Raw genomic sequence first — 20,175 nt, 5'->3', positions numbered from 1 at the left:
GCCTATTCGGCGGGGGCTGGCTGTTCGGCCTCGTCTCTCTCACGCAGTCGCTCATGAGACCGGCGGATCGAATTGGCGATCTCGTTGCGGTCGGCCTGGGTGGCCAGATGATTGCGTTCGGCGCCGTAGAGGCCGTCGAGATAGGCCAGGTCCCAGTCCGTCAGGCTGTCGCTGGTCTCCGGGGCCTGGAAGACATTCAGGATGGTGGCGTAGCCGCTGGTGTCGGCCTTGGGGTCGATCTGGGCCAGGGACACCATGGCGATGTAGTCGGCCAGCTGAAGCACCGAGACGTCCGATACCTCGTCGACGTCGACGATGACGATCGCGCGGGTCAGATTGTCGACGATCTGGGTCGTCAGGCGGGACGCGGAGGCGACCGCGATCTGGGGCGCGTAGTCGGCAGCGCTGACGCAGGCGCCCGTGCAGACGCCGGGGATACGGACGGCGATGTCCCCGGTCTCGGAGTCCACCGGGATGGCCAACTGCCACCAGCGCACCGGCCGATCCGTCTCGACGAAATCGCGCAGGGCCGCGCCACCCCGATCCATGCCGGCGCCCCCCATACGGAAGGCGCGGCGACGTTCCTCGGTCAACTGGCGAGCGAGGTCGCCGGCGTCGGCGGTGGCGATGACCAGGATGTTCGGTGTGCAGCCCGGCCCCCCAACCGAAAGGCCCACATCCTCCGCGACGGTCGAGATGCGGTCGGACAGATAGCGGGCGACCTCTCCGTCGAGGTTCGCGACGCCGACACAGACGCGGTCTTTCCAGCGCGCGAGGCCGCGGTTGCGGTTGGGCTCGGCGACCTCGCCGACGAAGTCGCGGATCAGGCTGTCCAGCGTCCGTCCGGAGACGACCACGTCTTCCAGTTGGACCGGGTCCTGGCTGACGACAGGGCCGGAAGTCTGCGGCGGGGCCAGAAGCAGCGCGCCGGCGAGGAACAGTTCGATCATCATGCACGCCCTGATTTGATACTTTTGCGGTCACTAACGGGCCGGATCGGACACGGTCAACGCGAATCGGCGCGGATCGATGTTCCGGTCACGAAACGAGGTTCGGACGACACGCCCGGACGACGCCTTATACGGGCGGCTCCGGCTATTCCGGCGCGGGCGACTTGCCGGTCGGGGAGGGGATGGCTACCTGCCACGACGAACCTTCCGGGAAATGCGCTGTGGCAAAAACCTACGACTACGACCTGTTCGTCATCGGCGCCGGCTCGGGCGGCGTCCGGGCGGCGCGCCTGACCGCGCTTGGCGGAAAGCGCGTGGCCATCGCCGAGGAGCATCGGGTCGGAGGCACCTGCGTGATCCAAGGCTGCGTGCCCAAGAAATTCATGGTCATGGCCAGTGACTTCGCTCACCAGTTCCATACCGCCGAAGGCTATGGCTGGACCGTCGAGGCCAGCTTCGACTGGCCGGAATTCCTCCAGGCCAAGGATGTCGAGATCGCCCGGCTGTCGGGCATCTACGCCGCCAACCTGGGCAAGGCGGGCGTCGACCTGATCCATGGCCGCGCAGTCCTCAAGGACGCTCACACGGTCGAGATCCTCGGCAAGGACCAGACCGTCACGGCCGAGCGGATCCTGATCGCCACCGGCGGCCGGCCCTGGGTTCCGGAAGGTCTGCCGGGGATCGAGCACGCCATCACCTCCGAAGAGGCCTTCCACCTGCCGCAACTGCCGAAGCGCATCCTGATCGCCGGTGGCGGCTATATCGCCGTGGAGTTCGCGGGGATTTTCGCCGGCCTGGGCGTCGAGACGACGCTGATCTATCGCGGCCCCAACATCCTGCGCGGCTTCGACGATGACGTGCGCGCCCATCTGGCGGGCGAGATCGAGAAGCGGGGCATCAAGGTCATCCTGGGTTGCCAGCACGAGGCCATCGAGAAGACGGAGACCGGCCTGCTCAGCGTGCTGGGGAACGGCATGAAGATCGAGACCGACGTCGTCATGTTCGCCACCGGCCGCGTGCCGCACGTCAAGGCGCTGGGGCTGGAGACCGCCGGAGTCGAATTGAACGACGACGGGGCCATCAAGGTCGATGCGCTCTCGAAAACCACCGCCGACAGCATCTGGGCCATCGGCGATGTCACTGACCGGATGAATTTGACACCCGTGGCGATCCGGGAGGCCGTGGCGTTTCACGAGACAGTCTATCGCGACAATCCGCAGGCCTTTGACTATGCGGCCGTCGCCAGCGCGGTGTTCAGTCAGCCGCCCGTCGGTACGGTGGGTCTGACCGAAAGCGAGGCGCGGCACAGCTGTCCGGGCGAGGTCGATGTCTATCTTACCCGCTTCCGTCCGATGAAATACGCCTTCACCGGCTCCGACGAGCGGGTCCTGATGAAACTGGTCGTCGACGGCCAGAGCCAGAAGGTCGTCGGGGTCCACATCGTCGGACCCGAGGCGCCGGAGATGATCCAGCTGGCCGCCATCGCCGTGAAGGCCGGTCTGACAAAGGCGCAATGGGACGCCACCTGCGCGGTCCACCCGACCATGGCCGAGGAACTGGTCACGCTGAAAGAGAAACAACAGCCCGGAAATATGTCGGCGGGCTGACAAACGCGACACCGGGTTCATTGTCCCCGAACGGCCATCCGCCTATCTTGGCGGCATGAGTATGCGCTGGACCCCCGATAGCTGGAGACAAAAGCCCGTTGTGCAGATGCCGACGGACTATCCCGACATGGCCGCTCTCGCGCGTGTCGAGGATGATCTTCGGGCCCTTCCACCGCTGGTCTTCGCCGGCGAGGCCCGGCGTCTGACGGCCAAACTGGCCGAGGTTGAGGCTGGGAACGCCTTTCTGCTTCAGGGCGGCGACTGCGCTGAGAGCTTCAAGGAATTCTCGACCGACAATATCCGCGACACCTTCCGCCTGATCCTGCAGATGGCGGTGGTCCTGACCTTCGCGGGCCGCAAGCCGGTGGTGAAGGTTGGCCGCATCGCGGGCCAGTTCGCCAAGCCGCGCTCATCCTCGGTCGAGCAGATCGACGGGGTCGAGCTGCCCAGCTATCGCGGCGACATCATCAACGGCATGGCCTTCACGCCGGAAGAGCGCTTGCCGGATCCGCAGCGACTGCTGCGCGCCTACAACCAGTCGGCCTCGACCCTGAACCTCCTGCGCGCCTTCGCCGGCGGCGGCTATGCCGACCTGTACAACATCCACCGCTGGACGATGGGCTTCGCGGCCGACAGCGCCTATGGCCACAAATACCGCGAACTGGCCGACAAGATCACCGAGGCCCTCGCCTTCATGGAGGCCGTCGGCGTCACGCCCGAGAGCCATCCCGACCTGAGCCGGGTCGAGGTCTTCACCAGCCACGAGGCCCTGCTGCTGAACCTCGAGAGCGCCCTGACCCGCCTGGACGGCGCTACGGGCGAATGGTTCGACACCTCGGCCCACATGGTCTGGATCGGCGAGCGCACCCGCCAGCTGGACGGCGCCCATATCGAATTCGCGCGGGGCATCCGGAATCCGATCGGTCTGAAGTGCGGGCCGACCATGGAGCCTGACGTCCTGCTGGCCCTGATCGATGTGCTGAACCCCGACAATACGCCGGGTCGGCTGACGCTGATCGGCCGCTTCGGATCGGACAAGGTGCATGACCGCCTGCCGCGCCTGATGAAGGCGGTGAAGGAGAACGGCAAGCGCGTGGTCTGGTCGATCGACCCGATGCACGGCAATACGCTGAAGGCGGGCAACGGCTACAAGACCCGGCCGTTCGAGCGCATCCTCGGCGAGGTCCGGGGCTTCATCGACGTCGCCGAGGCAGAGGGCGTCCACCCGGGCGGCGTGCATCTGGAGATGACCGGCCAGAACGTCACCGAATGTCTCGGCGGGGCCCAGGCCCTGACAGAGGACGACCTGTCCAGCCGCTATCATACCCATTGCGACCCCCGCCTGAACGCCGACCAGGCGCTGGAGCTGGCCTTCCTCGTGGCCGAGCGGCTGAAGGCCGGACGGCGCGCGCAGTCGGAAGCGGCCTGAGATGGAAGGCGTCGGCAGACCCGCGGGCGACGCCGCTGAACTCGAGGCGGGTGGCGGGCGCTGCGCCTATCAGGGCGCGCCGGGGGCCTTCAGCCACGAAGCCTGTCTGGACCTGCGGCCGTGGGACGAGGCTGTCGCCTACGACACGTTTGAGGCCGCCATCGCTGCCCTCAAATCCGGGGACGTCGGTTGCGCCCTGATCCCGGTCGAGAACACGACTATCGGCCGGGTAGAGCCGGCGGCCACACTGGTCGAGGCGGCGAAACTGAGAGTGGTGTCCGAGGTCTGGCGACCCATTCGTCTGGCCCTGATGGCGCCGGCTGGAGCCAGCCTGCGGACGGTGAAGACCGCCGAGAGCCATCCGGTCGCCCTGCGCCAGTGTCCGGCCTCGCTGGCCGCCCTGGGCATCACGCCTGTCGAGGCCTTTGACACCGCCGGCGCCGCGCGGGCGGTGGCGGAAGCGGGCGACCTCAGCCGCGCCGCGGTAGCACCGGTCCGGGCCGCCGAGGTCTATGGATTGTCGATTTTGCGCAACGACATCCAGGATTCAGAAGACAATCGCACGCGTTTTGTCCTGTTGAGCGCCAGGGCAGGTTGACGTCGCACAATCCGTGCGCCCTCTGGGCGTATGGTCCGTTCGCAAGCCATCGCTGCGACTGCATTCGCCCGCGTTTTCGCGGCCGCGGACCTGTATTTCTACGGCTTTCGATACGCCGGCTGAGGCCTCGGGGACATCGTCCTGACGGCCTCGCCGGCGACCGCCCCGGGACGGGGCGGCGGCTCGCAAATCCTCATTGCCGCTCATCGAAATCGAAAGCCGTTTCCAGTGTCCAATTCATGCACCAAGCCCGCCCTCCAGCAAGTCTGGCCCGCCGTCTCGGAGATCTCGCCCGAGCATATGGCGCTCGCTGCCCTGCGCCACGAGATCGACCAGATCGATGACGATCTGCTGGCCCTGTTCGAACGCCGTCTGGCCATCGCCGCCCGCGTCGGCCAGGCCAAGGATGCCCCCGCCGGGCCCCATGTGAAGCTGCGGCCTGACCGCGAACAGGCCGTGCTGGCGCGGATGCTCGAGCGTGCCCGACCTGACAACCAGGAGGCGGTCGAGAGCCTTTGGCGGCAGATCGTTGGCTGGGGCCTGGCCCGTCAGGGCCGGATCAAGGTCCAGGTCTGGTCGCCGGTGGAGCCGACCCGGGCGTTCGACGGCGCGCGCCTGCGCTTCGGCGCAGCGGCCGATATGCGCGCGGTCCGCGACCCGCAGGCGGCCCTCGCATGGGCCGCCGAGGGCCACGGGGTCGCCGTCCTGGCGGTCAATGCCGATGACGCCTGGTGGACGGGACTGCGTCGCGAATGGTCGATGCTGAGCGTCTTCGACGGGTTCGGTGGTGAGACGCCCACGGCGCTGGCCGTCGGCCGGATCGATCCGGCGGCCCTGCCGACCGGACGGCGGGTCATTGTCGATGCGGGCGGCGACGCCGGCGACGGCGGCGGCATCCGCCGGCGCGGTCTGGCGACACACCACGGATGGACGCTGTCGCTGACCGACGCGAAACTTTCGGTCGGTGGAGACGAGGGCTGCGTCGGCGCGATCGGCTGATCGGGTTGCGCCTCAGGGTCAGCCAGCCTTGGCGGCCCGGATGGCGCGGTCGATATCGGCAGGCTGGATGCTGGCCATCGCCCGACCGTTGATGAAGAAGGTCGGTGTCCCACGAAGGCCGAGGCTGGTTGCCGACAACTGGATGTCGGCCAGATGCCGGGCGATCTCGGGACCCGCCATCGCCGTCCGGGCGGTCGGCATGACCACGCCGTTGGCGGCGAGAATGCGATCGACGGCGGCCTTGGTCAGGGCCGGTTCGGCCATCAGGGCGCGGAATACCGGAAGGTATTTGCCCTGACGGTGGGCCGCCTGGGCCGCGCGAGCCGCGTAGTGGGACGTATCCTCCGCTCCGCGGTCAAGGATCGGCCAGTCCTTGAACACGAACCGGACGTCAGGGTGCGCCTGCATCAGGCGCAGCACTTCGGGGGCCGTCGATTTGCAGCCAGGGCAACGGAAATCGAAGAACTCGACCACCGTCACCCGGGCGTCGGCGGGGCCGAAGGCCGGATCGCGGGGATCGGCGGCGAGCAGGGACGGAATGGCCGCAGCGCGCTGGTTGATGGCCTCGGTGAGCGCGCGTTCTTCCTTGGCCTGGAGGGCGACGCTGACCTCCTGCAGGATTTCCGGGTTCTCCAGCAGATAGGAGCGGACCCGGCCATCGAAGTCGCCGCCGGTCGCATAGGGGGCGACGGCGAGGACAAGGGCGATGATCGATACGGCCAGGGCGGCCATGCTGGCGCGCGGCCCTGTCAGAAAGCCGCCGCGGGGTGTCTCGGGCGTGTCGGTCATGCGGTCTCTCGGTACGAAGGCCTAGCCGGCGGGAATGACGCCGCCGCGGTCACGGCGGCTGTTGCGGCGGTCGACGTCATCAATGTCCTGTTGGGTCGCGCCCGAGGCGAAGACGATGTCCATGGCGCGGGTCCATTCAGCCGTGCCGGGCTCCAGCATATCGCGGGCGCGCAGGGCGAACTGGGTGGCCTGTACCTCGGCGCCGCCGGCGAAATACATCTCGGCCGAGGCCAGCCGCGCCTCGCCCTCCTTGCCCTGGGCGCCATAGGCCTGGCTCATCAACCGCCAGGCCATGGTGTTGTCATTTTCGAGCGCGGTAGCGCGCTTCAGCTCGGCGATCGCCGCATCTAGCAGGGCGCGGTCATGGGTCTCGATAAGGGCATGGGCGAGGTTGATGCGCAGAAGCGGGGCGTCGGGCAGCAGGTCGACGGAACGTTGGTGGGCGCCGATCGCCTCCGCGGGCCGGCCTTCCTCGAACAGGATCTGGCCCTTGAGCTCCCAGAAATACGGGTTCTCGGGCTGCTCGGTCAGGAGGGCGTCGACGGCGGCGACGGCCTTGTCCGTCTGGCCGTCGCGGTACCAGGCGATGGCGCGGGCATAGCGCCCGGGAAGGGAGACATCGCTTTCCGGATAGTCCCGCAGCGTCTGGCTCGGTTCATCCATGAAGGCGTGAATCTTGGCCAGGATCAGGGCGTGCTGGGCAACCCGCTCGGGACTGTCCCTGCGATCGTAGTTGGACTGTTCCGACACGAAACGGCGCAGGTTCTCGATCCGGTCGGACGACAAGGGATGGCTGCGGAAATAGGGGAACCGCCGGGCGTCGGAGAAGACTTCCTGTGAGCGGAAATTCTCGAAGAAGCTGACCAGTCCCCGGCCGGACTCGCCGGCGTTCTCCAGGGCGCGCGCGCCGGTGTTGTCGGCCTCGCCCTCCTGGTGGGTCATGTAGCGCAGGGCGCTCAGCGTACCGAAATACTGGCTGTTGCCGAGCAGGACCGCGCCGGCCTGAGGCGAACCCGCCGCGATGGCGAGGGCGCCGAGAGCCATGGTCATGAGCATCGGCTGCATACCGGCGTTTTGCGCCCCGTCGCGCAGGGTGTGGCGGTTCTTGATATGCCCGGCCTCGTGGGCCAGCACGCCCAGCAGTTCGTTGGCGGTTCGGGTCTTCAGGATCAGGCCGGTGTTTATGCCCATGATCCGCCCACGCGTAGCGAAGGCGTTCAGATCGTTGTCATTGATGAGCAGGATCTCGACCTCGGTCGGCTCCAGTCCCATGGCGACGAGGACCGGGTCGGCCCACTCCTGAATGATGCCCTCGATCTCGGTGTCCCGAATCGCGCTCTGGGCCGAGGCTGGCGAGGCCGCCGCCAGCACAAGGCCGACGGCGGCGACAACGCCTGATGCACGGAAGGCGGTGCGGGAAAACCAGTTCAAGCCGAACTCCTCATACCCGGAACACCCCCGCGACAATCCTCACTATCTAATCACGGCCATTCAGCGGCGCCACCATCCGCGTTTGGGCTTCTCGGGCGGCGCCACGATCTGGTTCGGGTCGTCCGCGATGAGGGCGGCGACGTCGATTTCGGGTTGCGGGACCGGCGTGGGGTCGACCACGACGGCGATTTCGGGGGCCGGAGCTGCTTCGGGTTCCGCTGCGGCCTCCGCAGGGGTTACGTCCAGAACGGCCGGTTCCGCGGCCGACTCGATCTCGTTGGGTTCGACCTCCGACGTGGGTTCCACGGCCGACTCCGCCGTGGCGCTGGCCGAGACCTTGCGGCGAACCCGACGTCGCTTGGGTTCCTCTGCGACCGCCACAGGGGCGGCGTCGGCTGAGTCGTCGATGACCACCGCCATCGGCGTGTCGGGTGAGCCGTCCGGCGGCATGCCTTCATTGGTGGCGCGGGTCTCGACCTTGACCTCGTGGGTCAGGCCCTGCTCGCTGCCACGATCCCGACCACGGCCCCGACCCCGACGACGACGCGAACGTCCGGTGCGCTCGCCGCCGCCTTCGTCCTCGGGACGCTCGCCGATGGTTTCGCTGACGTCGCCGGATGCGGCAGAGGCCACGGGGGTCTCGGCGCGCGCTTCGCTCCGGTCCGGATTGATCGGGTCGAACCAGACATAGGGGTCTTCGAGCGACGGCGTGCGACCGCGCACCCAGTTGAAGCCGTCGCGCTCGCCGCCTTCTTCCCGCACCCGGCGTCCGCCACGGCGGCCCCGTCGGCGACGGCGGCCGCTTTCGCTGTCGTCGTCATCCTCGCCTGCGGCCGGAGCAGCGGCGGGCGCGGCGTCGTCGGTCGAGGCGTCGGCGCTGTCACGGCGTCCGCCCCGACGACGGCGGCCGCGGCCACGGCCGCCTTCACCCTCGGCGCGTTCCGCGCGCTCGCGCGGCTGGTCGTCGCCGGAGTCCTCGGCGTCGAGGTCGGAATCGTCGTCGCCGGCGATGAACTCCTCGCCGTCCTCGTCATCATCCGCCCAGGCGCTGTCGTCGAAGTCGTCGTCGAGATCGACGAAGGCTTCGGGGCGTTCGAGCGGAACGAAGTCCTCGTTGGTTTCGGTGCGTTCGACGGCGTGCTCGCCCTGGCCGAGGCTGTCGTCGATCAGGATGACCACGTTCAGGCCGCGCTGGGTCAGCATGCGCTGCAGATAGTCGCGCTTGTGGTTCAGGATGTAGAGCGCGACGGCGGTGCAGAGGCGCAGATTGATCGAGCCCGCGCCGTTCTTGCCGGCCTCGATATCGACAGCCCGCAGGGTCATCAGGGCGGCGCTCTCGGCGGAGCGGACGCGTCCGGCTCCCTGGCAGTGCGGGCAGACTTCGGTGGCGCCTTCGATGACGCCGAGACGGCGGCGCTGACGGCTGATCTCCATCAGGCCGAAGCCGGAGATACGGCCCATCTGGATGCGGGCGCGATCCTTGGCCAGGGCGTCCTTCAGGGCCTTTTCGACGGCGCGGTTGTTCTTCGACTCATCCATGTCGATGAAGTCGATGACGATCAGGCCGCCGAGGTCGCGCAGACGCAGCTGGCGGGCGGCCTCGACGGCGGCCTCCATATTGGTCTTGGTGGCGGTGGCCTCGACGTTGCGTTCCTTGGTCGAGCGACCCGAGTTGACGTCGATGGCGACGAGGGCCTCGGTCTGGTTGATGACCAGATAGCCGCCCGAGTGCAGGGGCACGATCGGCTGGTGAATCTGGGTCAGCATCTCCTCGATGCCGTTGGTCGCGAACAGCGGACGCGCGCCCTGGTAAAGGTGCACCTTCTTGGACTGCGAGGGCATCAGCACCCGCATGAAGTCGCGCGCTTCCTTGAAGCCCTCGACGCCCTCGACCTGGATGCCGTCGAAATCCTTGTCGAACATGTCGCGCACGGCGCGGCGGACAAGGTTTTCTTCCTCATAGATGACGGAAGGCGCGTTGGACTTCAGCGTGGTCTCGCGGATCGTTTCCCACAGGCGCAGCAGATATTCGTAGTCGCGCTTGATCTCGGCCTTGGTGCGTTTGGCGCCGGCGGTGCGGATGATCAGCCCCATGCCCTGGGGCACATGCAGGGCGGCCGCGGCGGCCTTCAGGCGCTTGCGGTCGGTGGCCTGGGTGATCTTGCGGGAGATGCCGCCGCCCTTGCCGGTGTTGGGCATGAGCACGCAGTAGCGGCCGGCCAGCGACAGCCAGGTGGTCAGGGCCGCGCCCTTGCCGCCGCGTTCGTCCTTGACGACCTGGACCAGCATGACCTGACGACGCTTGATCACGTCCTGGATCTTGTAGCGGCGCATCAGACGGCGCTTGAGCCGCTCCTCCTCGGCCATGCCGCCTTCGGATTCGTCGTCGCCTTCGCGGGCGTGTTCGTCGTGATCGTCGTCGTCCGAATGCGCCTCGGCCATGATGGCTTCGCGGTCGGCGACGGGGATCTGGTAGTAGTCAGGGTGGATTTCGCTGAAGGCGAGGAAGCCGTGGCGGTTGCCGCCGTATTCAACGAAGGCGGCCTGCAGGCTGGGCTCTACGCGAACGACCTTGGCGAGATAGATGTTGCCGCGAAGCTGGCGCTTCGCGCGGGATTCAAAGTCGAATTCCTCGACCTGACGGCCCTCGACGATGGCGACCCGGGTCTCCTCGGGATGCGCGGCATCGATCAACATGGTCTTTGACATGGGATATTTCTCTCTGGCGCGCTCGGCCATCCCCGCGAAGGGGGCAGGCGGCTCGCCGAATGGGATTGGGGGCGAACGCAGGCGCCATCCCGTCGCCGCGGCGGATGCCGTGGGCGAGGTCGGTCAGATCAGACCGGAAGGGAGCGCAGGCGATAAGGCCCATGGGGTACGTACGGTCCTGGGCCCGGACGCCGTCTGGGGCGTCCCGGACCCGGTCGTCGAACAGGCGGGTGGAAACCCGGCCGGTTCTCGGATCAGTGAAAGTCATGCCGCGAAGAGGGCGCGCCCGGCCTGAGAGTTCAGGGGACGCGATCGGTCGCGAGCCCTGCAAGCATAGGCATGACAATCGTGAATTAAAAGCCGCGTGCGCTTTAACCGGTTGGCGACGACGTTGCGGCATGATGGCCCCAACCAAGAAGGTGGGTCTCCGTCAAAATGAACGGACTGTCGCGTATCAACCTGACGCAGTGGCGCGTTCGCGAATGGGCGATGACGGCGATAGCCCTCGTCGTGATTTGCGTCGTCCTGCTGGCGGCCGGGCGGGGCCTTGCCTCGGGGGCCATGGGCGAGGTGTTGCGCGTGCGGTTCGGCGGCGACGCCCAGCATACCCGCGTTGTGCTCGATCTGGATCGGACCTCGCGCGGACAGGTGATCCAGGCGGGCGACGACGGCCGGGTGGTGGTGTCGCTGGCGGGCGTGGCTCCCACAAGCCGCGGCCTGACCGGCGCGGGCACGGGCCTGGTGCGCGGTTGGCGGGTCACCGGCGCCGGCGCCGCCTCGCGGGTCGAGCTGGACCTGGCGACCAGCGCCGAGATCGAGCGCCGCTTCCTGCTGCCGCCCGGCGACGGCATTTCCCATTACCGCTATGTGATCGACCTGAAGGCCACGGGCCGCGCCCCGGCGGCGCGCCCGGCCCGGACCCCGCCGCCCCGCGCGGCCGAGCGGCCCGCCGAGCGGCCGCTGATCTTCATCGACCCTGGCCACGGCGGTCGCGACCCCGGCGCCCAGGGCGCGGAGGCGCGGGAGAGCGCCATCAACCTGGCCGCTGCCCTCGACCTGAAGCGGGAACTGGAGCGCACAGGCCGCTTCCGGGTCCGGCTGACGCGCGAGACCGACACCTATGTCGCCCTGAACCGCCGCGTGGCCATCGCCCGTCAGGCCGACGCCGACCTGTTCATCTCCCTGCACGCTGACGCCGGGGCCGATCCGGCCACGCGGGGCGCCTCCGTCTACACCCTGTCCGAACAGGGCGCCGGCCGGGCCGTGCGCGAGTTCACCCGCGGCGAAAACTGGCACCGCAGCCTGAACCTGCCGGGCCGCGACCCGTCGGTGGACCGCATCCTGCTCGACATGACCCAGCGCGCCACCCAGAACCGCTCGGCCCGGCTGGCCCGCACCCTGCTCGGCGAGCTGGAGAGCGCCGACCACCCGATGCTGCGCCGCAGCCACCGCGACGCCGGCCTGGCCGTGCTGCTGGCCCCGGATGTGCCCGCCGTCCTCCTGGAGATGGGCTTCATCACCAATCCCGAGGACGAGCGGCTGCTCAACGACAACCGCGCCCGCCGCAGGCTGATGCGCGCGGTGGCGGACGGGATCGACCGCTATTTCCGGGAACCGTCGGGTACGCTGCAGATGGCCTCGGTGGGTGGGGCGCAGGGCCAGCCCTGAAGCCGGGCGGAAGCGGGCTCGCGCCGGGCGCGCCAGGGGCGAGAAGACACGGAAAAATGCGCGGGGCGTTCCGGCGCCGGCCCGACGCCGTCGGCGGACGGATGAGCGGCCGGACCCGGGGCGGCGTCGGCGGCGGATTCAGACTGTCAAAGACCGGCCCTGTGGGACTTTCGCCATAGAGCACACGCCGACGTCAGTTTCGGTCGCAGGCTGCGGAGACGCGCCTGAAGGGGTCCGCGACCGGGGGTGAAAGGGGCGGATTCAGGGTCGGGAGGGGCGAGACTATAGGGGGCGGGAAGACACTGTTCTGGGGCGCGGGAAGGGCACCCGCCTCCTTCGATGAGGCGATGACCGCCTTCGTCGATCTGGACGTGGAGGAGGAGAAGGAGGCGCGGCGCAAGTTGCGGCCGACCTCATCCTCGGGCTGGCCGCGCTAGAGGCGGCGAGCGGCCAGGCGCCGTCGGATCCACAGATCGGTCGCAAGAGACGCGGGGCAGCGCCCGAAGAGGCGGGTGTGAGCCAGCGTTGAGGGAGGAAAGAGTGTATTTGCCCCAATTTGCGATTGCCTAGGTGCAAACCTTTCGAACGCAGTCTCTCAACCAGCGATGAGCGGGATCGGAATCCATTCTCGGGTGCCACAGCATCGATATGGTGAACGCTTGCGAGGGCAGTGGAAGAGGGAAGGTGATCAGGCCTTCACGCAAGTTTTGGGTATGCCGTTCGGGAACTGTGGCCACGAGATCGGAGCCCCGGACCAGCGACAGGGCCGCTGAAAACCCGCTGACGATGGTCTTGACCACGCGCCGCGTGCCCGGTGGCAGAAACGGGTTATCGACGGCGCCGTCCTCCACGCCGCTGCGGGACACGACGACGTGAATGGCTTTCAGATACGCCGGTGCGGTGACGGCACCGTGGCTGAGAAGGTGACCCTCCCGAACAACCCCGACCAATCTGTCCCTGAAGAGCGCCTGGCTCCGCACTTCCGGACCGGTTGTCTCTTCGATGACTCCGGTCTCGAGATCGACGCGTCCATCCCGCAGCGGCGTGCTGTCCTTGTCCAGCTTGTGGAGGAAGAACAGGCGAACGCCCGGGGCATCGTCTGCGACCCTCGCCAGCAAGCGGGGTCCAAAACTTTCAACAAATCCGTCGCTGGTTCGCAGGGTGTAGGTCCGAACCAGCTTTCCGAGATCGATGTGGTCTTCCGGGCGCAATACCGCCCCTGCCTCGTCAACGATCTGGCGGACAGGATCCCGAAGCTCGACCGCCCGGGGCGTCGGAACCAGCCCTCGCCCGGCCCTGACGAGCAACGGATCGCCGGTCGTCTCGCGCAGTCGAGCCAGCGCGCGACTCATGGCCGAGGGGCTCAGCCGTAGCCGCCGCGCTGCTCCCGCAACGCTGCCCTCGCTGAGCAAGGCATCCAGCGTGACCAGCAGATTCAGGTCCGGGTGAGACATCCGTTGCTTCCTCGGCCAAACATGGCGTCTGGTGCACTAATAAGATGCAAATGCTGCGTCTATCGCAATATTTGCGGCGTCGTACCTTCCGTCCAGCAATCAGGAATGGAGGAACGATCTTGGGCAGGACGTCACTGCAAAGATTCACCGAAAGCGTCCGGTCGCATTGGGGGCCCCTCACGACCGAGCTAGCCGAAACCTGCCAGAGGCGGATGGAGATTTTGCTCGCCACCTCGACCGCCGAGGTCTGGCTTGCGGCACTCCACCGGGACGCGCCGGCTTCAGAGGAGCTCCATCGCGACCCTGATCATGGGTTTGTGCTTCTCGCCCACGCCGAACAGGCGGGGCTCTATCGGCCGCCACACGACCACGGTCGAAGCTGGGTTCTCTATGGAATCCAGCACGGTGAAATCGAAATGGGGACCTACGCCCGGATTCAGGGCGAAAAAGGCGAGGTCCGACTGGTCAAGCGCAACACCGTGCGGGTCCGCGCCGGGGAGGCGCAACTCTACCTGCCGGGCGATATCCACGACACCCGCTGCATCAGCGACAGCGCCGTGCTGTTCCGTTTCACGGAGCGCGACCTGCGGGTGGAGGACAAACACCATCGCCGTCTGACCCGGTATGTCGAGCGCAACGGGGTCTGGACCACGGGTCCGACGCCCGCATGATGCCCTTGGACCCCGACCTGGCGCCTGTCCGCGGGCCGACACGGGACGCGCCCTGCGACCGACCCGTCGAACACGCTGACGGCGGGTTGCCGACTCCGGCGCGCGCCCTTGCTGTTGGGGCCGTCCTGACCGGAATGACCCTGGTCGTGCTGGACGCCGGGATAACAAACCTGGCCCTGCCAACTATTTCCGGCGCGCTTCATGTGACCCCGGCCGTGGCGGTGCTGGTCGTCACTGCCTATCAGACGGCCCTGCTTGTCGCCCTGCTACCCTTCGCCGCCCTGGGTGAGCGTTTCGGCTACCGCCGGGTCTTCGCCTCCGGGGTCTGGCTGTTCATGCTTGCCTCGGTGCTTTGCGCGCTGGCACCGTCGCTACCCTGGCTGGTCGCCGCCCGGGCTGTTCAGGGTTTGGGCGGCGCTGCGATCATGGCGCTGGGCGTCCCCTTGCTGCGATTTTCCGTGCCCCCACAGCGGATGGGCGCCGCCATCGGATGGAACGCGCTGACGGTCGCGCTCGCCTCATCCGCAGGACCCGGAGTCGGAGCGTTGATCCTGTCACATGCTCCGTGGCCTTGGCTGTACGCCATGAACGTGCCTCTGGGGCTCGCCGTCCTGTTGGCCTGCGGGCAACTACCCCGTACGCCGGCTGGACCCCATCGCCTTGATGTCGCCAGCATGGCCTTGAGCGGCGGAATGTTCGCCGGCGTCTTCGTCGGCGTCCAACTCTTGCTGTCGCGCCCGCTCGTCGCCACCGGCCTGGTCGCCGCCGGCCTGATCTGCCTCGGCCTGCTTGTCCGCAGGGAGGCACCAAAGGCGGCCCCGGTCATTCCACTCGATCTCCTTCGCGTAAGGTCTCTGCGGTTTTCAGTGATCGCTTCAGTATTCTGCTTCGCAGGCCAAACCGCAGCGATGGTGGCGCTGCCCTTTTATCTGCAACAGGGGCTCGGCCAGTCAGCCTCCGCCACGGGCATCTATATGACGATCTGGCCGCTCAGCGTGGCTGTGACGGCCGTGGCGGCGGGCAGGCTTGCGGACAGATTCTCCACGGCCTGGCTGTGCGCGGCGGGGGGAGCCTTTCTCGCGCTGGGGCTCATGGGAGCGGCGCTTTGGCCGCTGACGGAAGACGCCCGTCCCATTTTTCTTTTCGCCGGGGCCTGCGGCGTGGGCTTCGGCCTGTTCCAGACACCGAATAACCGCAACATGTTCCTGTCAGCTCCTTTGGAACGGAGCGCCGCTTCAGGCGGGCTGCAGGGTGCCGCACGGCTGACGGGACAGACCGCCGGAGCGGTGCTCATGACGCTGCTTTTCACCCTGACCCCCGTCGCAGCAGCTCCCCGGCTCGGGCTGGGGATCGGCGCGGCGCTCGCGCTATTCGCCGGCTTCGTCAGCCTCTCGCGGGCCGGAGATGATGATCACGCGGCGGGAGCAGCCTCCGTGCGGTCGCGCTGATAGGAAGACTTGCGACCTCGCACTCCCCCGTCAAACCCCCTATCTCCGCCCCATGCGCCTGCGTGTCGTCGATCTTGAAACTTCCGGCGGCGACCGGTCCGCCGAGATCCTTGAGGTCGGAATCGTCGATGTGACGCCGGACGGCGCAGGCGGCTGGGTCGCGGCGGCGCCGGTGACGAAGCTGTTCCGGCCGCGGGGGGAGATTTCGTTTCACGCCATGGCGGTGCATCACCTGACGCCGGAGCATTTCTGCGAGGACGATCCCCACTGTGACGAATACCGGCTGCGGGAGATGTTCCTGCCCACACCCGCCGATGTCATGGTGGCGCATTCGGCGCGGTTCGAGCGGGGGTTCATCGCCGATACGGCGCATGGGGGGCTGCCGTGGATCTGTACCGTGCGGGCGGCGAAGAACGTCTGGCCCGAGGCGCCGGGGCATTCCAACCAGGTGCTGCGGTACTGGCGCGGCCTGCGGCTGGACCCGGCGCTGGCCGATCCGGCGCATCGGGCGGGGCCGGACGCCTGGGTGACGGCGCATCTGCTGATCGACATGCTGAAGGTCGCCACGGTCGAGCAGCTGCTGGCCTGGACGAATGAAAAGCGGCGGCTGGACCGGATTCCGTTCGGCAAGCATCGCGGCCAGCCGTGGACGGCGGCGCCCGAGGACTATCTGCGCTGGATGGCCGGGCAAGGGGATATGGACGCCGATGTCGTGGCCGCCGCGCGACAGGAGCTGGACCGTCGCGTCACGGCTCTAGCCGGGGCCTCCGACGCGGGCTAAACCAGCCCATCGGGCCCGACTTTCGGAGTATTCAGGTTGAAGATTGCCGAACGCTGGTTCGTGATGGCGGGCGTGGCCCTGCTGGGCGGGATCGCCCTGGCCGGGCTGATCGTGGCCGTCTATGCGGCCTGGCTGTTCCATGACCTGCCCGACGCCTCGGAGCTGGCCGACTATCGGCCGGCGACGGCGACGCGGGTCTATGCCGGCGACGGGACGCTGATCGGCGAGTTCTCGGACGAGCGGCGCATCTATGTGCCTTATGAGCAGATCCCGCTGCCGGTGATCCAGGCGTTTCTGGCGGCCGAGGACCGGAATTTCTTCAACCACGGCGGCATCGATGTGGGCGGTCTGGGCCGGGCCATGTTCAAGAACATCTTCAACGCCGCGACCGGGCGGCGGCTGGAGGGCGGCTCGACCATCACCCAGCAGGTGGCCAAGAACGTTCTGCTGACCAATGAGAGCAGCATCAACCGCAAGGTCAAGGAAGCCATCCTCGCCAACCGGCTGGAAGCGACCCTGACCAAACAGCAGATCATGGAGCTGTATCTCAACGAGATTTTCCTCGGCTATCGCTCCTATGGCGTGGCCGCGGCCGCCTATAACTATTTCGGCAAGTCGCTGAGCCAGCTGACGCCGGACGAGGCGGCCTTCCTCGCGGCCCTGCCCAAGGGGCCGAACAACTATCACCCCAAACGCCACCCCGAGGCCGCCCTGGGCCGCCGCAACTGGGTGCTGGGGGAGATGAACGAGAACGGCTTCATCAATGACGCCCAGCTGGCCACGGCGCTGGCCCGGCCGCTGTCGGCGCAGGACGCGCCGCGCCGGGCGGCGTACGCCGACGCCGACTTCTTCGTCGAGGAGGCGCGCCGTCAGGCCATCGCCCGCTTCGGCCAGGAGGAGGTCAACCGCGGCGGCTACTATATGCGGACGACGCTGGACCCGACGCTGCAGTCGGCGGCGCGCGACGCCCTGATGCGCGGGCTGGAGAACTATGACCGCCGGCACGGCTGGCGCGGACCGTGGGGCAGGACCGACTTCGCCGAGGGCTGGCGCGAGACCGCCGTGCGCGGTCAGCGACCGCCCGAACGCCGGGCCTGGGAGGCCGCGGCCGTCGAATCCGTCGCGGGCAACAATGTCCGCATCCGCACCGCGCGCGACAACCGCTCGGGCGCGCTGGTCACGGCCGACGCGGCCTGGGCCAACGCCAACCGCCAGCTGAGGCGTGGGGACCTGATCTTCGTCGAGGCGCGCGGCGGGCAATATCTGTTGAAACAGGTGCCCAATGTGAACGGCGCCCTGGTGGCGATCGAACCACAGTCCGGGCGCGTGCTGGCGATGGTCGGCGGCTATTCCTATGCCCTGTCCAGCTTCAACCGCGCGACCCAGGCGAACCGCCAGCCGGGTTCGGCCTTCAAGCCCTTCGTCTATGCCGCGGCGCTGGAGGGCGACTATACGCCCGCCTCGATCGTGCTGGACGCGCCGATCAGCTTCGCCGGCGGTCCGAACGGCACGCGCTGGAGCCCCGAGAACTACAGCCGCGAATACTATGGGCCGCAGAGCCTGCGTCGCGGGCTGGAGCTGTCGCGCAACGTCATGACCGTGCGGCTGGCCGAGGACGTCGGCATGCGCAATGTCGTGGCGCTCGCCGGCCGGATGGGCGTGGCCGACAATCTGCAGCCCAACCTGTCGGTGTCGCTGGGGGCGGGGGAGACCACGCCCTATCGCCTGACCGCGGCCTATGCCGCCTTCGTCAACGGCGGACGGCGGGTCGATCCCTATCTGATCGAAATGGTCCAGGACCGGGACGGCGAGACCATCTTCCGCGCCGACCAGCGCCGCTGCCGCGACTGCGGCCGGCCATTCACCGGTCAGGAATCGCCCCGGCTCGAGGGACGCGGGACGCAGGTCATCGATCCTGTGACCGCCTATCAGATCAGTTCCATGCTGGAGGGCGTGGTCCAGCGCGGCACCGGCGCCAGCGCCCGGGGTCTGGGCCGCTGGGTCGGCGGCAAGACCGGCACCACCAACGAATACCGCTCGGCCTGGTTCGTCGGCTTCTCGTCGGACATCGTGGTCGGGGTCTTCATCGGCTTCGACGACAACCGGCCGCTGGGCTCGGGCGAGACGGGCGCGACCGGACCGGTGCCGGTGTTCACCGAATTCATGCAGGCCGCCCTGCGCGAGCGCCCGGCGCGACCGTTCGTGCGGCCGCGCAATGCGGTCTTCCGCACCATCAACGGTATAGAGGAGGCCTTCCGCCCCGGCACCGAGCGCCAGCGCCAGGAGGAGGCCCCGGCGCAGGAAATCCCGACCGGCCCGCAGAACTACAACGAAGTGGTCCGCCGCGAGCAGGAGGAGGCTGCCGGCCAGACGCCGTCGACCGCTCCCGCCCCGCCGGTCACGCCGCCGCCGCCGAAGAAGGAGCCGGCGGAGGATTTGAGCGGGCTGTATTGAAGAAGGCAGTAGGAATTAGAAATTGGGAATTAGGGAGGCCGGCTCCGGTGGCCGGCGTTCCCTGAACCCCCTAATTCCTAGTTCCCAAGTCCTACTCTCTCGCCCTTCCCCTTTCCCCCGGCGCGCTCTATGTCCGCGCCTCACTTTTGTATCGCTGGAGAATGCGATGAGACCGGATGTCGAGGCCATGAAGGCCGACATCGAGCAGAGCATCGCTCTGCTCAGGAGGCGTCTTTGACTGGGATGTCGCGCTTCGAAAACTGGATGAGCTGAACGCACGGGTCGAGGACCCGACGCTGTGGAACGACCCCGAGGCGGCCCAGGCCGTGTCGCGCGACCGCTCCCGGCTGGCCGCCCAGATCGACACCGTCCGCGAGATGGAGACCGGTCTGGAGGAGGGCGTCATGCTCGCCGACATGGCCGACGAGGAAGGCGACGAGGCGACGCTGGAGGAGGCGCGCGCCTCGCTGAAGGCGATCAAGGACCGCGCCGGCCGCGCCGAGCTGGAGGCCCTGCTGTCCGGCGAGGCCGACGGCAATGACGCCTATCTGGAAGTGAACTCCGGCGCCGGCGGCACCGAGTCCTGCGACTGGGCCGGGATGCTGCTGCGGATGTATTCCCGCTGGGCCAAGGCCCATGGCTATGAGGTCGAGCTGGAGGCGTCGGAAGACGGCGACCAGGCGGGGATCAAGTCGGCGACCATCCTGATCACCGGGCCGAACGCCTATGGCTGGCTGAAGTCGGAATCGGGCGTGCACCGGCTGGTGCGGATCAGCCCCTATGACGCGGCGGCCAAGCGGCACACGTCTTTCGCCTCGATCGGGGTTTCACCGGTGGTGGATGACGCCATCGAGATCGACATCAATCCGTCGGATGTGCGCACCGACACCTATCGCGCCTCGGGCTCGGGCGGCCAGCACATCAACAAGACGGACTCGGCGGTGCGTCTGACGCACATCCCGACCAACACCGTCGTGGCGTGTCAGGCGGGCCGGTCGCAGCACCAGAACCGCGAACAGGCGTGGAAGATGCTGCGCGCCCGCCTGTACGAGCTGGAGCTGCAGCGGCGCGAGGCGGCGGCCCAGGCCGTGGCCGACGCCAAGACCGACATCGGCTGGGGCCACCAGATCCGGTCCTACGTCCTGCAGCCCTATCAGATGGTCAAGGACCTGCGGACCAACGTCGAG

At 67.9% G+C, this 20,175-nt stretch carries 15 protein-coding genes; 10 read left to right on the top strand and 5 right to left on the bottom strand.

Annotated elements, in window-relative coordinates:
* Positions 1-2: 2 nt before the first annotated feature.
* Positions 3-953 (bottom strand): hypothetical protein, encoded by a 951-nt coding sequence (locus B3E43_RS04145; RefSeq protein WP_292026888.1) that lies wholly within the window; start codon positions 951-953, stop codon positions 3-5.
* Between the two features lie 218 nt (positions 954-1,171).
* On the opposite strand from B3E43_RS04145, the gene gor reads away from it, so the two are divergent.
* From gor to B3E43_RS04125, 4 genes are all read left to right on the top strand, one after another.
* Positions 1,172-2,557 carry a glutathione-disulfide reductase gene (gene gor, locus B3E43_RS04140; protein WP_292026886.1) on the top strand — a complete coding sequence of 462 codons (1,386 nt, stop codon included), beginning with the start codon at positions 1,172-1,174 and terminating at the stop codon, positions 2,555-2,557.
* 55 nt (positions 2,558-2,612) lie between these two features.
* Positions 2,613-3,986: a class II 3-deoxy-7-phosphoheptulonate synthase gene (locus B3E43_RS04135; protein WP_292026885.1), complete on the top strand. Its 1,374-nt coding sequence runs from the start codon at positions 2,613-2,615 to the stop codon at positions 3,984-3,986.
* Position 3,987: 1 nt separating this feature from the next.
* Positions 3,988-4,584, top strand: coding sequence for a prephenate dehydratase domain-containing protein (locus tag B3E43_RS04130; RefSeq protein WP_292026883.1), 597 nt, complete (start codon positions 3,988-3,990; stop codon positions 4,582-4,584).
* Positions 4,585-4,884: 300 nt separating this feature from the next.
* Complete coding sequence (locus B3E43_RS04125; RefSeq protein ID WP_292026881.1) at positions 4,885-5,583, top strand: chorismate mutase; 699 nt, start codon at positions 4,885-4,887, stop codon at positions 5,581-5,583.
* Between the two features lie 18 nt (positions 5,584-5,601).
* Here B3E43_RS04125 and B3E43_RS04120 read toward each other — a convergent pair whose 3' ends face one another.
* From B3E43_RS04120 to B3E43_RS04110, 3 genes are read right to left on the bottom strand one after another with little or no spacing between them, the layout of a single operon-like run.
* Positions 5,602-6,372 (bottom strand): thioredoxin domain-containing protein, encoded by a 771-nt coding sequence (locus B3E43_RS04120; protein ID WP_292026877.1) that lies wholly within the window; start codon positions 6,370-6,372, stop codon positions 5,602-5,604.
* Positions 6,373-6,393: 21 nt separating this feature from the next.
* On the bottom strand, positions 6,394-7,803 hold the full coding sequence (locus tag B3E43_RS04115; RefSeq protein WP_292026875.1) for a M48 family metalloprotease: 1,410 nt from the start codon (positions 7,801-7,803) through the stop codon (positions 6,394-6,396).
* Between the two features lie 60 nt (positions 7,804-7,863).
* Positions 7,864-10,512, bottom strand: a complete 2,649-nt coding sequence (locus B3E43_RS04110; RefSeq protein WP_292026872.1) for an Rne/Rng family ribonuclease — start codon at positions 10,510-10,512, stop codon at positions 7,864-7,866.
* 435 nt (positions 10,513-10,947) lie between these two features.
* Between B3E43_RS04110 and B3E43_RS04105 the strand changes: the two genes are divergently transcribed.
* Positions 10,948-12,180, top strand: coding sequence for an N-acetylmuramoyl-L-alanine amidase family protein (locus tag B3E43_RS04105; protein ID WP_292026871.1), 1,233 nt, complete (start codon positions 10,948-10,950; stop codon positions 12,178-12,180).
* Between the two features lie 566 nt (positions 12,181-12,746).
* Here the strand turns inward: B3E43_RS04105 and B3E43_RS04100 are convergent.
* Positions 12,747-13,634, bottom strand: coding sequence for a LysR family transcriptional regulator (locus tag B3E43_RS04100; protein WP_292026869.1), 888 nt, complete (start codon positions 13,632-13,634; stop codon positions 12,747-12,749).
* 212 nt (positions 13,635-13,846) lie between these two features.
* Here B3E43_RS04100 and B3E43_RS04095 point away from each other — a divergent pair, with 212 nt between their 5' ends.
* The 5 genes from B3E43_RS04095 to prfB form a co-directional block, all read left to right on the top strand.
* Entirely contained in the window at positions 13,847-14,305 is a 459-nt protein-coding gene (locus B3E43_RS04095) for a hypothetical protein (RefSeq protein ID WP_292026867.1), read from the top strand.
* Positions 14,306-14,439: 134 nt separating this feature from the next.
* On the top strand, positions 14,440-15,753 hold the full coding sequence (locus B3E43_RS04090; protein ID WP_292026866.1) for an MFS transporter: 1,314 nt from the start codon (positions 14,440-14,442) through the stop codon (positions 15,751-15,753).
* A gap of 52 nt (positions 15,754-15,805) precedes the next feature.
* Entirely contained in the window at positions 15,806-16,534 is a 729-nt protein-coding gene (locus B3E43_RS04085; protein WP_292026864.1) for a DUF3820 family protein, read from the top strand.
* 63 nt (positions 16,535-16,597) lie between these two features.
* Positions 16,598-18,988: a penicillin-binding protein 1A gene (locus tag B3E43_RS04080; protein ID WP_292027414.1), complete on the top strand. Its 2,391-nt coding sequence runs from the start codon at positions 16,598-16,600 to the stop codon at positions 18,986-18,988.
* A 166-nt stretch (positions 18,989-19,154) separates the two neighbouring features.
* Positions 19,155-20,175, top strand: a protein-coding gene (gene prfB, locus B3E43_RS04075) for a peptide chain release factor 2 (RefSeq protein ID WP_292026862.1) whose coding sequence is annotated in 2 segments (ribosomal slippage) — positions 19,155-19,223 and positions 19,225-20,175 — 1,020 coding nt annotated over the 2 segments. Because the reading frame shifts where the segments join, the coding sequence is not laid out codon by codon here. This gene is flagged as partial in the annotation.

The sequence above is a fragment of the Brevundimonas sp. UBA2416 genome, from assembly GCF_002343105.1.
Classification (GTDB): Bacteria; Pseudomonadota; Alphaproteobacteria; order Caulobacterales; family Caulobacteraceae; genus Brevundimonas.
Note: the sequence above shows the minus strand (reverse complement) of the source record. Positions and strands in the feature narration are given on the sequence as shown.

Excerpts from the sequence above, each read along its gene's own strand:
- B3E43_RS04145 (WP_292026888.1), bottom strand. The coding sequence starts at position 953 with ATGATGATCGAACTGTTCCTCGCCGGCGCGCTGCTTCTGGCCCCGCCG.
- B3E43_RS04135 (WP_292026885.1), top strand. The coding sequence starts at position 2,613 with ATGAGTATGCGCTGGACCCCCGATAGCTGGAGACAAAAGCCCGTTGTG.
- B3E43_RS04130 (WP_292026883.1), top strand. The coding sequence starts at position 3,988 with ATGGAAGGCGTCGGCAGACCCGCGGGCGACGCCGCTGAACTCGAGGCG.
- B3E43_RS04125 (WP_292026881.1), top strand. The coding sequence starts at position 4,885 with ATGGCGCTCGCTGCCCTGCGCCACGAGATCGACCAGATCGATGACGAT.
- B3E43_RS04120 (WP_292026877.1), bottom strand. The coding sequence starts at position 6,372 with ATGACCGACACGCCCGAGACACCCCGCGGCGGCTTTCTGACAGGGCCG.
- B3E43_RS04110 (WP_292026872.1), bottom strand. The coding sequence starts at position 10,512 with ATGTCAAAGACCATGTTGATCGATGCCGCGCATCCCGAGGAGACCCGG.
- B3E43_RS04105 (WP_292026871.1), top strand. The coding sequence starts at position 10,948 with ATGAACGGACTGTCGCGTATCAACCTGACGCAGTGGCGCGTTCGCGAA.
- B3E43_RS04100 (WP_292026869.1), bottom strand. The coding sequence starts at position 13,634 with ATGTCTCACCCGGACCTGAATCTGCTGGTCACGCTGGATGCCTTGCTC.
- B3E43_RS04095 (WP_292026867.1), top strand. The coding sequence starts at position 13,847 with ATGGAGATTTTGCTCGCCACCTCGACCGCCGAGGTCTGGCTTGCGGCA.
- B3E43_RS04090 (WP_292026866.1), top strand. The coding sequence starts at position 14,440 with ATGACCCTGGTCGTGCTGGACGCCGGGATAACAAACCTGGCCCTGCCA.
- B3E43_RS04085 (WP_292026864.1), top strand. The coding sequence starts at position 15,806 with ATGCGCCTGCGTGTCGTCGATCTTGAAACTTCCGGCGGCGACCGGTCC.
- B3E43_RS04080 (WP_292027414.1), top strand. The coding sequence starts at position 16,598 with ATGGCGGGCGTGGCCCTGCTGGGCGGGATCGCCCTGGCCGGGCTGATC.